Annotated in this window: 15 protein-coding genes; 2 read left to right on the top strand and 13 right to left on the bottom strand. The window is 66.3% G+C overall.

Translation table 11 applies throughout. The features are described 5' to 3' along the window. Positions 1 to 390 precede the first annotated feature (390 nt). Positions 391 to 1,269, bottom strand: coding sequence for a helix-turn-helix transcriptional regulator (locus tag A9X05_RS25180; protein ID WP_067784787.1), 879 nt, complete (start codon positions 1,267 to 1,269; stop codon positions 391 to 393). A 119-nt stretch (positions 1,270 to 1,388) separates the two neighbouring features. Continuing rightward, complete coding sequence (locus tag A9X05_RS25175) at positions 1,389 to 2,192, bottom strand: SDR family oxidoreductase (protein ID WP_067784784.1); 804 nt, start codon at positions 2,190 to 2,192, stop codon at positions 1,389 to 1,391. Positions 2,193 to 2,312: 120 nt separating this feature from the next. Between A9X05_RS25175 and A9X05_RS25170 the strand changes: the two genes are divergently transcribed. Beyond that, positions 2,313 to 2,678: a hypothetical protein gene (locus A9X05_RS25170; protein WP_231969363.1), complete on the top strand. Its 366-nt coding sequence runs from the start codon at positions 2,313 to 2,315 to the stop codon at positions 2,676 to 2,678. 88 nt (positions 2,679 to 2,766) lie between these two features. Here the strand turns inward: A9X05_RS25170 and A9X05_RS25165 are convergent, their stop codons facing one another. From A9X05_RS25165 to A9X05_RS25135, 7 genes are all read right to left on the bottom strand, one after another. Further along, complete coding sequence (locus A9X05_RS25165) at positions 2,767 to 3,051, bottom strand: hypothetical protein (RefSeq protein WP_156736970.1); 285 nt, start codon at positions 3,049 to 3,051, stop codon at positions 2,767 to 2,769. Between the two features lie 89 nt (positions 3,052 to 3,140). Further along, the gene (locus tag A9X05_RS25160; protein ID WP_067751552.1) at positions 3,141 to 3,812 is read right to left on the bottom strand and encodes a hypothetical protein; all 672 of its coding nucleotides are present in this window, start codon (positions 3,810 to 3,812) and stop codon (positions 3,141 to 3,143) included. A gap of 463 nt (positions 3,813 to 4,275) precedes the next feature. After that, positions 4,276 to 4,776, bottom strand: coding sequence for a hypothetical protein (locus tag A9X05_RS25155; protein ID WP_067784778.1), 501 nt, complete (start codon positions 4,774 to 4,776; stop codon positions 4,276 to 4,278). Between the two features lie 101 nt (positions 4,777 to 4,877). Beyond that, the gene (locus A9X05_RS25150; RefSeq protein WP_067784775.1) at positions 4,878 to 6,146 is read right to left on the bottom strand and encodes an amidohydrolase family protein; all 1,269 of its coding nucleotides are present in this window, start codon (positions 6,144 to 6,146) and stop codon (positions 4,878 to 4,880) included. A 16-nt stretch (positions 6,147 to 6,162) separates the two neighbouring features. Next, positions 6,163 to 7,377, bottom strand: coding sequence for an amidohydrolase family protein (locus A9X05_RS25145; protein ID WP_067784772.1), 1,215 nt, complete (start codon positions 7,375 to 7,377; stop codon positions 6,163 to 6,165). A gap of 4 nt (positions 7,378 to 7,381) precedes the next feature. Beyond that, the gene (locus A9X05_RS25140; RefSeq protein ID WP_067784769.1) at positions 7,382 to 8,185 is read right to left on the bottom strand and encodes an acetoacetate decarboxylase family protein; all 804 of its coding nucleotides are present in this window, start codon (positions 8,183 to 8,185) and stop codon (positions 7,382 to 7,384) included. Then, a complete protein-coding gene (locus A9X05_RS25135) occupies positions 8,182 to 9,120 on the bottom strand; it encodes an SDR family NAD(P)-dependent oxidoreductase (RefSeq protein WP_067784766.1) in 939 nt (312 codons plus the stop codon). Before A9X05_RS25135 ends, A9X05_RS25140 begins: the two co-directional genes overlap by 4 nt. 65 nt (positions 9,121 to 9,185) lie before the next feature. On the opposite strand from A9X05_RS25135, the gene A9X05_RS25130 reads away from it, so the two are divergent. Further along, a complete protein-coding gene (locus A9X05_RS25130) occupies positions 9,186 to 10,085 on the top strand; it encodes a helix-turn-helix domain-containing protein (protein WP_067784764.1) in 900 nt (299 codons plus the stop codon). A gap of 47 nt (positions 10,086 to 10,132) precedes the next feature. On the opposite strand, the gene A9X05_RS31815 is transcribed toward A9X05_RS25130, so the two are convergent. The 4 genes from A9X05_RS31815 to A9X05_RS25110 form a co-directional block, all read right to left on the bottom strand. Further along, on the bottom strand, positions 10,133 to 10,561 hold the full coding sequence (locus A9X05_RS31815; protein WP_067784759.1) for a hypothetical protein: 429 nt from the start codon (positions 10,559 to 10,561) through the stop codon (positions 10,133 to 10,135). Between the two features lie 115 nt (positions 10,562 to 10,676). Beyond that, the gene (locus A9X05_RS25120) at positions 10,677 to 10,907 is read right to left on the bottom strand and encodes a hypothetical protein (protein ID WP_067751528.1); all 231 of its coding nucleotides are present in this window, start codon (positions 10,905 to 10,907) and stop codon (positions 10,677 to 10,679) included. A gap of 38 nt (positions 10,908 to 10,945) precedes the next feature. Continuing rightward, a complete protein-coding gene (locus tag A9X05_RS25115) occupies positions 10,946 to 11,689 on the bottom strand; it encodes a hypothetical protein (RefSeq protein ID WP_067751525.1) in 744 nt (247 codons plus the stop codon). Positions 11,690 to 11,853: 164 nt separating this feature from the next. Further along, positions 11,854 to 12,201: a DUF732 domain-containing protein gene (locus tag A9X05_RS25110; protein WP_067784756.1), complete on the bottom strand. Its 348-nt coding sequence runs from the start codon at positions 12,199 to 12,201 to the stop codon at positions 11,854 to 11,856. Between the last annotated feature and the right edge of the window lie 555 nt (positions 12,202 to 12,756).

Raw genomic sequence — 12,756 nt, 5'->3', positions numbered from 1 at the left:
TGTGTAGAGCCAAAGAGGTGGATCCAAGCGCTATTTGGTGACTCAGTTACGGGGCCGCTAGCCGCGCGGACGGTGCACCCAAACGGTTACTCAGCGGGGTATTCCCAAATGTTCGTATGGTTCAACTCATGGTGATGTACACACACCATCGTCTTGCCCTGCACCGTCCGCGCGGCTAGCGGCCCCGTAACTGAGTCACCAAATAGCGCTTGGATCCACCTCTTTGGCTCTACACATCCGCTCGAAGTGCTCGGGATCTGCGAAACCTGAAGAATTCCATGCACCGAAGGGAAACCTGAAGAATTCCATGCACCGAAGGACGTTAATCACCCGAGCTTCCAACGTCGACGCTTTACCCACCTTCGCGGGGGAAGCAGCGATTGCGGGTGCTTAGAGTTCGGTCGCCAGCATCTGTTGGGTGGCCGCCCACGACGCTAGTAGCGCTAGACCATCCGCGGTCGGCGTACCCGCGGCAGCGGTGTATACGTTGAGGCGCAGGTTGGGTTCGTCGGGCAGTTCCAAAGACTCGACGTCCAAGTCGAGTTGACCCACGACTGGATGGTGCAAACGCTTGCGGCCCGACCGGTGCAGCCGCACGTCCTGAGATGCCCACCGTTGCCGGAATAGCTCACTGCGCGTTGACAGTTCGCCGACTAGGGCGATCAGCTCCTCGTCGTGCGGATTGCGGCCGGCTTCCATGCGCAGCTTCGCGGCCGCGTCCCTGACGATCTGGTCGTAGTCGACAAAAAATTCTCGGGCCGCCTCGGGGTGCAGATAGACGAACCGTGCTGTGTTCGCTGGCCGTCGCGGATCGGCCAGCACCGGTGAGAACAGCGCGCGGGCTAGTTGATTCATGGCGAGCACGTCATAACGGCCGTTGTGGATACAGGCTGGCGCATCGGAGATGGCGTCGAGCACCTGCTGCAGTGTCGAGCGCACCGTCACGGCCGGCTTGTGCCGGCGTGGGCGGCTTGGCCCACCGGATTGGCGTGCGAGGTGGAACAGGTGGTCACGCTCGGCCTCGTCGAGTTGCAGGGCAGAGGCCAACGCGTCGAGCACGCCGTCGGAGGCGCCGGCGAGGCTGCCGCGTTCCATGCGCACGTAGTAGTCGACAGATACGCCCGCCAGTAGCGCTACCTCTTCGCGACGCAGACCTTTGACCCGACGATTGCCGCCGTAGGCGGTCAGGCCCGCCTGCTCGGGTGCGATGCGGGCGCGACGCGAGCTGAGAAACTCCCGGATCTCGGCGCGTAGATCCATCGTGGCCATCCCCTTACCGTAGGCCCGCTCTGCAATCTGAGGGAGGCACTGCGAGTGCCCCGATGACTGCGTTGAGACCTGGCTTACAGGTGTGCACGAGGGACCGCTGGAAAGCCTGGCGCCGGCGCCTAAGTACCCGACGCGGTCGTCGCGATGCCGCCGTCTACCGGGATGATGGTGCCCGTGAGGTAGGACCCGGCCCGGCTAGCGAGAAACACGGCGACACCCGCCATGTCGTCGTCGCGGCCGAGGCGACGCAGCGGGGCCGCCGCCGCAATCGCGTCACCGATGGCATTGAGCGTCGACGCCATCATCTGCGACGGGAAGGGGCCCGGCGCTATTGCGTTCACCGTGATGTGCTGCGGGCCGAGTTCCCTGGCAAGCACTCGGGTGAGTTGATGAAGTGCCGCTTTGCTGCTGGCGTACGAATAGTTGGGCGACTGGGCGACGTGGATGGCGGCGATGCTGCCGATGTTGATGACCCGAGCGGGATCATCGGCTGTGCCCGATCTGCGAAGTGCGGGCAGCAGCGCTTGCACCAGCCAGAACGGCGACTTGAGGTTGATGTCGATCACGGTGTCCCAGGCTTCCTCTGGGAACGTTGCCAGCGGTTCGCGCCACATCGCTCCCGCGTTGTTGACTAAAATGTTCAGGCGTTCCGAGTTCAACGTCACGAGATTGGCGAGGCGCTGACACTCCTCGTAGCTTGACAGGTCGGCGGGGATCGCTTGAATGTCACCAAATTTCGACAACTGCTGCCGCGCCTCCGCGCACGCGTCCGCATTGCGTGAGCTGATGACGACGCGGGCGCCCGCCTGCAGAAGGCCGCGCGCTATCATCAGCCCGATACCCCTGGTGCCACCAGTGACCAGTGCGTACTTTCCACTGAGATCGAAAAGGCTTGTGCGCGATGCGACTTGGTTTTCCGTCATCTAAACCAGGTTGACAGGCATGTCGGGGCCCTGGGGAGACCCTGGCGATACAGGTACCGAAAGTGCCACCTTTGGATCGGCGAAAGTGTCCCCTTCGGTGCTCCTGGTAGCTCCAAGTCGATGAACGCAGCCCGAACGACGGGCCGCGACGACCTACAGGAGATCACCATGAAGAACACCGCCCGCAGATCGATTCGTTTCCGGTACGCCGCCACGCTGTTCGGCGCGCTGGCCATTGTCGCGGTGGCGCCTGCCACCGCTTTCGCCGAGCCCAACGGGCCCACCGGCGGGGGCGGCGGATGCCACTACACCGACCCGGACGGCTACGACATCCCGATCGACGAGGGCCAGGGCGTCATCGTCGCCGGAAAGCTCGTCACGTGCACCAACGGTAAGACGGTCGTCACCGACGCGCCGGCGCGCACGCACCCCCGTCCGCCGGCCTCACCGCCCAACCACCTGCCGGTGCTGACCCGGAAGGCGTAGGCCGCGCGATCACACTGACACCGCCGGGCCGCCACCGTGAAACGCGGTGGTGGCCCACGTGTGGGTCACCCGACTGAGTCGCGCCGGCCTACGGGCGTTCCTGAACCACGCACTCCACAATCCGATTGGCCAGGCGCGGGTCGAACCCCATGTGGGACACCCGCTGCGCTTCGGCAGCCGGAGAAACACCGGAGTTGAGATCCTGCTCAATGACCCCGAGGAGCTGCTGGTTCTGGTAATCGTGTTCCGACAGCGGGATTTGCGTAATGCTTCCCACGCAATTTCCGTAACCGCTCAAATCGGCACGAGCGGGCGCCGCCGCCATCATCGCGACGGTTACTCCGACTGCAGCGGCAACGGGAACGAAGCGCACGGGATAAGGGTACCCAGCCGCAACGCCGAAAAACCAGCAGACGGTTTACGCCCGGTCGGCAGGGGGGAGCATCCCGGCGTCGGCAGGAGTCAGAAGTCGAGCCCGTATCCGCCGCGCAAGTCCCTGTGCGCCGCCTCGAGGGTGCGGTCGCACAACTCCACGAGTGCCTCGAGGTCGAGATCCGAGTCCCGGCCCAACCGGTCCAGCCACCCCATCTCCACCCTCCTCAGCTCCGACCATTTGAGTTCGCCCTCGTAGTACACGGTGACGTCCTCCTGCGGGGCGGGGCAGGCCGTCGTCTGCGCCAATTGTCGCTTGCACGAATCCAATTGGGTCAGCGAATACCCATGCTCCCGGAACTGACGGTCCCACTCGTCGAGCAGAAGACTTACCGCGTCGCGCACCGGTGGCGCGGCGTAGACCATCAGCTCGGCCACCCCGTCGTCGAGGCCGAGACGCATGCGGAAGTCGTAGAGCTCTCGGATGGCCTCGGCGCGGCGCTGGCTGGCGACCTCCTCGGCGGTGCCGGACCCCTCGTATTGAGCCGCCCGTTTGACGTAGATGGTCGCCGAAATCAGCGACTTCAACACGGCCTTCTTGTCGTCGGCCGCCCGCTTCTCGAAGTCGAGGACGCGTTCGTGGCGGCGGTCTTCCTCCTTGTTCCTGGCGTCGATGCGCTTCGTCCAGATCGCGACGGTGGCGCTCGAAATCACCGACGCGAGAGGTACGAGCGCGTTGGTCAGCAGCGTCGCCCAGTTCATTGGTCGACCCTTACCCGCAGTACCCCGGGGGCGGCGCCGGGGCGCCGCGCGGGACCACGGTTTGGTTGCAGAGCCCCGATTCCGAATGCGGATTTTGAGCAGCGGTGGGGTTTGGGCTGGGGGTGTTTGGCGGCGCGGGATCGGCGTTGGCCGTGGCCGCGGTCAGCCCCATAACGGCCATCGCCAATCCGCCGGCGAGAGCTGCGCCGGCGGCCACTCTTGTCAGTCTTGGGTGGGTGGGGCGGTCGGGTGTGGTCATGATCTTCCTTTGCGGTCGCATTCCCCGGTGGGTGCGCCCTGCAGGTGGACCATCCCCGCCGATTGGACAGTTTTCGATATCTATTCCGGATTCGTTACAAGAGAGCCGGAGTGGGTTGCGCCCAAACCTAGATCGAGGCTATTCGGGCGGCCAAAGGGTGTCTCGGGTTTGCGGAATTTGAGCCGTCGCGGTGTCGGGGTGAATTCAGACGCGTTCAGCCTTCATGTCCATGTCGATCGTGCCTTGGCAGGCGCCGCTCAAAATGTCGGTGTGCATCAGACCGTCGAGCGATCCGTCGGGTTGGGGCGTGTAGGTGACCGTGGCTCGCGCCGGATTCCATTGGATCGACGTGTCGGGCATCATGCAGTCCCACTGGAAATCGTTGGTTTGCGACCACGACTTTCCGTCCCAGGTGAACTGGACGGGCTGCGGAACCGTCGGGTTGGTCGGTGGAGGGCCGCTGACGATCGTGGCGACGCACTTCCCGTTCGTACAGCTCGAGCGCAAACCGTAGATCTCGGTGTGCTGAACCTCGGGATTGCCCACCGCCATGCTGGTGCCCGCCTTGGGACCAACCATGAACGTGATGGCGTACTGGCCGTTCCACGACGGATTGTCGGCGAGGGCGGTAGCGGGAAATAACGGCGTGATCGGCAGCAACGCGGCGCATACACCGACGAAATTTTTCCAGCGGTGCGATGCCATTGTTTCTCCTCTGCGGCCGTACCTCTTCAATAGTCATCCGCCGATACATCGCGGGCAAGGTTCTGGCCGATTGTCGGCATTCGCGAGAAGATTCGCTCCCCTCAGCTCTCCACCAAATCGGGAATCGGCTCCGCGTCCGTCAGCCAGTGGCGTCCGGTCCGGCGGGCCGCCTCCCACTTCGGGATGCTGACGGCGTCGTCCTGACCCAGGTCCTCCGGCGACGGGCCGATGCGCCGGGCCAGCCCGGAGAGGGCACCCAGATCGAAGTTGTAGAGCTCCGCCGCCGCCAGACCGAGCATGTGCCGGGTCTCCTCGATCGGGATGTCCCAGAAGGAGCGGCGCAGCCAGTCGAGGGTGTGCGGCCACGTCCCCTCCGGATGAGGGAAGTCGTTGCCCCACAATAGGTTCGAAACGCCGATTTCGTAGCGCCGCGCCAGCTCCCGGCGCTCGGTGGTGGTGGCGCCGATGAAGCAGTTCCGGTCGAAGTAGGCCGAGGGCGGCATCGTCAGGTCGCCCTCCATCTGATGGCTCATCTTCTTGGCCGAATGCTCACGCAGGTACCGCGTGTCCATCAGCCAGAGCAGATCGTTGGCCCAGAACGCGCCGCACTCCGTGACGCCCCAGCGCAGCCGGGGGAATCGCTCGAACACTCCCGACCACAACGCGAACCACATCGGGCGGGCCCCCCACCAGCGCACCTCGGTGACATAGATCCCCAGGTGCCCGCCGTACTCCTCCTGGGGGGCCGGACCGGAGTGGGTGTGCACCGGCATCTGCAGGTCCTGGCAGGCGGCCCAGACCTTGTCGTAGCGGCGGTCGTGATACGGCGGATAGCCGACCCAGCGCGCGGGGATCAGGATCCCGCCCCGCAGCCCGGACTCGGCCGCGCGAGTGATCTCGGCGACGGCCGCGTCGACGTCCGCCAGAATCGGCACCACCGCGACCCCGGCCCGACGTTCGGGGCTGTGGCTGCACAGCTCGGCCAACCAGCGATTGTGGGCCCGCGCCCCGGCCATGGCGCGCCCGGGGTCCAGGTCGCCCGACTGGCCCAGGCCGGCCCCGAACGGCGCGCCGGCGACCCCGGTCACCGCGTCGGCGTCGGGGAAGATGACCTCGCCGACCACCCCGTCGCCGTCGAGCTCCTTGTCGCGCAGCGCCACATCCCATCCCCCCGCGATGCCCTCCCCGTTCTCGGAGAACCATTCCTGCGCGAACTGCTCGTCGATGAATCCACCGGCCTGCGCCGCGGCGGTCTTCTCGGCCAGGTAGGTCTCGAAGTCGTCCCGGTATTCGGGGTCGACGTATTCGCGGTATCGCTCGGTCGGGAGCTCGGCGTGGGTGTCGGCGGAGATGATGACGTACGGGTCCACGGTGGGCGTCCTTTCGCTACCAGGTACGGATCGGGTCGGGCTCGAAGGCGGTGCTGCTCGCGCCGGCGGGCACGGCGGTCAGAGGCTCGGCGACCTCGGCCACGGTCGGGCCGATTCGGTCGGCCAGCGGCGCGAGCGCCTCGAGGTCGAAGCCGTAGACTGCCGCCGCGGTGCCGCCCACGATGGCCGCCACCTCGTCGGCCGGGACGCAGGAGAAGGTGTGCCGCAGCGCTTCTCGGCTGTGGGGGAAGGTCCCCTCGTAATGCGGGTAGTCACTCCCCCACATGATTCGGTCGACGCCGATTGCCTGGCGCTCGGCACATTCGACTGGACGCATGAAACTGGCGCCCACGTAACACTGGCGGGCCCAGTACTCGCTGGGCTTGAGACGCAGCGAACCGGCGGTGGGCCCGGCGAACCGGGCGATCGCCGAGCTCGCACGCCCGTAGCGCGCCGCCGCGACGTCGAGCGAAGCGAGGGTTGCCGGTATCCAGCCGGCGCCCTGCTCGGTGAAGACCACGGTGAGGTCCGGGTGGCGATCCAGTGCGCCGCTGAGGATCAGGTGCCACAGCGCCCGGTGCGCCCACCAGTGCGTCTCGTACACCCACACCGCGAACGAGCTGCCCCACCCGTCCGTGGGGCTGGGGCCGGCGTTGCCGCCGTGGTGGTTGAGCACCAGGCCCGCCTCCGCGCACGCCGCCCACAGCGGTTCCCAATGCTCGGCGTAGAGCGGGGGAAGGCCGGTGCACGGGGCGATTCCGGGCAGCAACACCCCGCCGCGCAGGCCGAGCTTGGCGATGTGCGCCAGCTCGGCGATGGCTTCGTCGAGATCCCCGAGCAGGATCTGGCCGACGCCGGCCCGCCGCTCGCGTGACAACGAGCAGAAGTCGGACAGCCAGCGATTGTGCGCGCGCAGGCCCGCCCAGCGCAGCTCGAGCTCCCGCGCGGTCTCCGGCGGAGGGGCGGCCAGGCTCGCGTGCGGGAAGAACGGCGGCACGGTGTTGGGGAAGATGACCTCCCCCGCGATGCCGTCGGAGTCCAGCTCCGAGTTCCGCCGGTCGCTGTTCCAGTTGTGCTCGGCGTCGGGCTCGCTGAGGTCGCCGAACGGGTTGACGTATGTCCTTGCCCAGCTGTCGAATTCATCCCGATAGTGCGGATCGAGGTAGTCGCGGTAGTCGAGCAGGTCAGCGCCGGCGTGGCAATCGGCCGAGATGACCGTGTACCGGTCCATGCGCCTACACCCGCGCCGGCTCGGGCCCGGGGGCGGCGAGCAGGGCCACGTCGTCGTAGCGCTGGTGCACGTACGGCAGCAGCCATTCCTGCGGCACGCGGGCCGCGATCCGGCCCACCTGGATGGTGCGCCGACGGCACCAGGTGATCGACCGGATTTCGCGAATCACGATGTCGGCCACCGGGTCAAGAGGCGACTCCCCCAACTCGAGGGTGCCGTCGATGTTCTCCAACAGCTCGTAGTGCCGATGGTATTCGCCGTAGACCAGGTGGGGGTCGGTGATACCGCCGCCGTCGGGGGCGCGCAGGAACTTGAAGTAGAACTCGGTGTTCACCTGGTCGGGCGGCAGCTCCGCCGGGCCGGCGACCTGCCCGACCACCCTGATGAGCTGATAGCCCAAGCGGTCAACGGCGGCGGTGACGCGATCACCGTCGCGCTCCACCTCGATGTGGGCCAGTTTCTTTGGTTCGCCGAATGTTTCGCGCCCGCCCGTGACCGACTGTTCGGTGGACTGGGGCATGAAGAGGGGATAGTCGCCCTCGCGTTCGCCGTGCCGGGCGGCCACCGAGAACACCGCCGACCCGAACGGCGGCCTGCCCTCGATGCGCACGCGCTGAAGCTGAACCCGCACCAGCGGTTCGGCCCCCGGCTGCAGCGGCTTGGGCAGCACGGCCGCGACGATGTCCGGATCGGTGAGGTAGGTGACCGTCACCGCCTCGGTGGCGATGGGCGCCTTGGTGGCATCGATCTCATGGTCGACCTGCGCCTCCGGTGCGCGAGGACCGTAGCGGATTTCCCTGTTGCTCAACGCTTTTCTCCTTCCGTCTCTTCAGCCCGCTCGGCGCTTCGGCCGAGGACGTCGACCAGGTAATCGGGTGTGCCGCGATTCAGGATCGAGGCCGCCTTTCGGCTCACGACCTGATCGGCCGGTGTGGGTGGCCCCACCATCCAAAAGCGCTCCGCGCGAATGCCTTCCACCACCAGGTCGGCGACCGTCTCGAGCGGAGTGAACTCGACATGCGCACCGGCGGCCTCGAAGCGGGCCACCACCTTGGCCAAGGTCTGATCGGGTGTCTGACGCTGCTGCGTCGCGGCGTAGCGCCGCGGTCGGTGTCGCCACGATTCCCAGATGCCGGTGTTCAAGAAGCCGCCGGGGAACAGGACGTGCGCCCGCACCCCCGTCCCCGTCATCTCGAGGTGGGTGTAGAGGCTCTCCGTCAGACAGAGCACCGCGGCCTTGGTCATCGGGTAGACCGCCGTGGCCGGCCCGCCCATGGCCCCGCGAGCGATCGGCGCGAACCCGCCATTGCCCGAGCAGGTGTTGACCACGTGCCCTTCGCCCTGTTCGAGCAGGAGGGGCACGAAGGCCTTGATGCCATGTATGACGCCCAACACGTTGACATCGATCCCCCAGCGCCAATCGGCCAGATCGTGCTCCCACATGTAACCCTCGGAGACCCCGCCGGTGCCGGCGTTGTTGCACACCACGTGCACGCCGCCAAAGCGAGAAATCGTCTCCTTGGCGAGCGACTCGACCGAGGAATAGTCGGTGACGTCGGTGACCACGCCGGCCACCTCGATGCCCTCGTCCGCGAGCGCCCGGGTCGCCTGGTCCAGCGGCTCGGCGAGGACGTCGGCCAGCACCACCTTCATGCCCTCTTGGCCGAACCGCCTGCCCATGGCCCGGCCGATGCCCCCGGCTCCGCCGGTTATCACCGCCACCTTGCCCGGTAGGTCATTCATTGTGGCGATCGTCACATAGTCGCTTATCACATCGCAAGCAGTCGCACTATGCGACCATTGCGCCCATGGCGCCGCGTCCCTCCCCACAAACCGAGCGGGTAGTGGCCCTATTCGAGCAGCTCGCGGGCGACACGAGCCGGGGCATGACGCTGGCCGAGGTGTCGCGCCGGTTGAGCGTCCACAAGGCCAGTTGCCATTCGATGCTGTCCGAGTTGCTGCGAGCCGGCTGGCTGCTGCGCGACCCGGTTCGCAAGACCTATCACCTGGGTCCCGCCCTGGTTCGCCTCGGCCGGGAGGCGGCGGGGCGCTATCCGGCGCTGGTGCTGGCCCGCTCCGCGATGGCCGAACTGTCGGCCGCGACGGGCGCGCACTGCGTGGCGTTCTCGGTGAGCGAGGACCACTCGACGGTGGTCGATCAGGTTCGTAGCCGCCGCGGCGGCGGGCATCCGATGCCCACCGGCACCCAGTTCCCCCATCGCCCGCCCTACGGCGCCTCGACCGTTGCCTTTGCCGGGGCCGAGGCGCGGGAGCGCTGGCTGGCCGCGCTGCCCGAGGACGTGCGGGACCGCTACGGGCGGGCCATCGCGGCAGCACAACAGCGCGGCTACGCGGTCGGTCTTCACCTCCTGCCCGACCTGCGCCTGCAGGAGCTGGCGCTGATCGTGCGCAGCGCCGAGGTCCGTTCCTCGCGGCTCAGCCAGCTGGCGCAGCAACTGACCGACGAGCTGATCCACCAGGAGGACTGGTTCCCGGTCAGCCTGGAGCCGGACCGCACCTACGAGGTGAGCCACATCGACTCCCCCATCCTGGGACCCGATTCCCGCATCGCCCTGATGCTCAGCCTGGTCCCCAGCGCGGAGCCGATGAGCGGCGCGGCGGTAACCCGCATGGGGGCGCAGCTCGCTTCCGCGACCCGCAACCTGAGCGCGACCCTGGCCGAAGAGTCGGTGGCCGAAACTCGTTGAGAGACAACGGCTGCCGGGCGACGAAGTGGCCCGCGGCTTGAGTGGACTCAGTCCGACGACTTCTTGGAGTCTTTGGAATCCTCGTCGTCGTCCTCGTCGTCCTCGTCGTCCTCGTCGTCCTCGTCGTCCTCGTCGTCCTCGTCGTCCTCGTCGTCCTCGTCGTCCTCGTCGTCCTTGTCGTCCTCGTCCTTGGAGTCCTTGTCGTCCTTGGACTTGTCCTTCTTGGACTTGTCGTCCTTCTTGCCCTTGCCCTCGTCCTTCTTGTCTTTGTCCTTGTCCTTGGACTTTTCGGAGTCCGATTTGTCGGAGTTGTCGAGCTTGTCCGCGAATTTCGTCAACAGCTCGGCTAGTTTGCGGGCCTCATCGGAGTCCAGCGAATCGAGAAACAATTGCTCGTCGGCGTCCGAGACACGCTGAACGAAAACTGCGTCGTCCTTGATGCCGACGTCCCACCGGCCCCCCTCGTCACGAGCCATCTGATGCCGCCTTTCAACTAGTGAGCTGTTTGCACAACCGACGCGCCCGGCGCGTTACTGCGTTGTTTACCCACTTGTGCCGGCGACGCCTCACTGATGTGTCTCGCGCCCGGGTTCAGGGCGCAATCGGCCGCTTGAAGAAACATGCGACGGAAAAGGCTCCGCGGTGGTCGGCGTCCAGCCCGACCATCTCCCACCCCAGCCGACCGAGCTCATCGGCCCTCAGCTTCATCTCGTCCATCGCGGTGTCCCCCTCGCGGTAATCCCAGGTGTACTCCCATTGCTGCGGGTACCACTTGCCGTCTGACGCCAGCCACCATCCCGGGCCCGGTGAAGGATTGTCCATGTCGTCGTGAGTACCACAGGCGGTGCCGGCCGTCGCAGCTACGGCGCGTACGCCCAACCGAGAAAGATGTTTTGCGTGTCGTTCGGGCTCGGCCTTATTTCCCGGATGTGCGGCGGGGTGAAGTAATTGGCGGTCAGGTACTGCCCGTTGCCCTCGCTGAGCATCACGTGTCCGGTGCCGTGGTCGAACCCGGGATTGCTCGTAAAAACGAGCGCCCCCTCCGGGATGCCGTCGGGGCTGGTATGGATCTGCCCGTTGCGATTGAGGTCGTTGAACGCATCCATCGCCGAGGGGTAGCGGAACGCGTGGTTGTAGGCCTGTTCGACGAACGCCTCGCACTGCACGGTGTTGTTCGGGTCGCTGGCCATCTGGTCGCGCGCCCACGCGAGGGCGTGCGCCGCCTTGTCCTCGCCGGCGTTGGAGGTGGGCGCCGCCGCGCCGCCGGCGCAGTCCGGCCCGAGCGCGTCGAGAGTGCGCGTGTCGATGTCGACATCGGCGACGTAATGACCGTCAGTTGTCTTGTACCAGAGGCTGTCCCAACCGCCGTTGGAGATCTGGTAGCTGAAGAAGCCCTTCACGGGCTCGCCCGCGGTATGGCAAACGAGGGTCAGGACCTGGCCGGCGTTGTATACGCCCTCCTGGCCTGCCTTCGAGGTGGGGCCGGTCATGCGATTGGTGGTCGGCGCTTTGACGGTGCCGGTCGTTTCAGCCTGAGCGGGCGCGGCGGTGCTCAGACCGAAGGCAAAAACGGCTGCCGTCGCGGCCGCGATTGCTGATCTCATCGCCTGGTCTTTCTGCCACGCCCCATATGAAATTGATCGGGACGCTACACCGGGACCAAAGGCCACGTCCTTGAAATGGACGCAAGAACTCGATGGGCAATTCGTAAAGGATCCCGCGGCTTCCTTATCGACCCATTACCGAAACCCGCCGGGGCTCGCCAATTTCAGCAGTGGTCTGTCCAACACCGCTGCAAGGGGCAGTACGTCGAATGCGCGAGGGCCACCATGGAATGCACGTCTCCGAACGTCACGTTCCGTTGATCCAGGTTGGCGTGGATGCTCTGAGCGATCTGGTCATACGTCCAACCCCAGCCCAGGTCGTCACAGATGAGGCGCCCCATTCCCGTGAGGGCGGCGTCGTGTTCCGGCGGCCAATTGAAACCCTGGGCCCGCAGCTGGGCCAGGTAGGCGTCGTCGAGGGGATCGGCGGCCGCGATGCCGGCGCTGGCGAGAAGGGCGGCGCCAGCCGTGACGGGAACGGCCAACCGGGTTAGCCAGCGACGTAAGGACATTCGATGCGTTTCCTTTCCTCGCGCCGGTGGCGACGCCGCCGTCAGTCGACGGTCGCAAACGCGGCGAGAAAACGAAGAATAGGAAAGGCAGGGAAATTGCAGCTTATGAAAAGCTGAATAGTCGGCATCGCTCAAGGCTTCAGTGTCAGCCCGCGGGCGGCGGTGGCGGCGGCGGAGTCCATCTCCGCCCGTCCGTGGTCCACCCGCACGGCAGCCAGTTCAGCTGGGGGCCGTCGAACGTCAGGCATTTCGGCGTGCCCGGCGGCGGCGTCGGGCCGGGAGACGGCGAGTCAGCGTGAGCGGTCGCTCCGCTGAGCATCACAGTCCCAACGGCGACAAATATCGCTGCCGACTTCCTCATCGCGATTCCGGTGCTTGGGGAACCACCAGAGCGATTCGCTAGCCTTCGGCCCGCGCGTTCACGATTCGAATGCTAATTGTCCGAACTGCTGAAGGCCTGGAGAATTCCTGACAATCGGCCGTGCGGCCGGCCTGCGGACAACATGCGGCGCCCCCAGACCGCGCTCGGGGTGAAGCGTGTAAGAGGGCGTTCGA

This window comes from Mycobacterium sp. E3298 (assembly GCF_001666895.1).
In the GTDB taxonomy this organism is placed as follows: domain Bacteria; phylum Actinomycetota; class Actinomycetes; order Mycobacteriales; family Mycobacteriaceae; genus Mycobacterium.
This window is presented reverse-complemented; position numbering and strand designations above follow the sequence as displayed.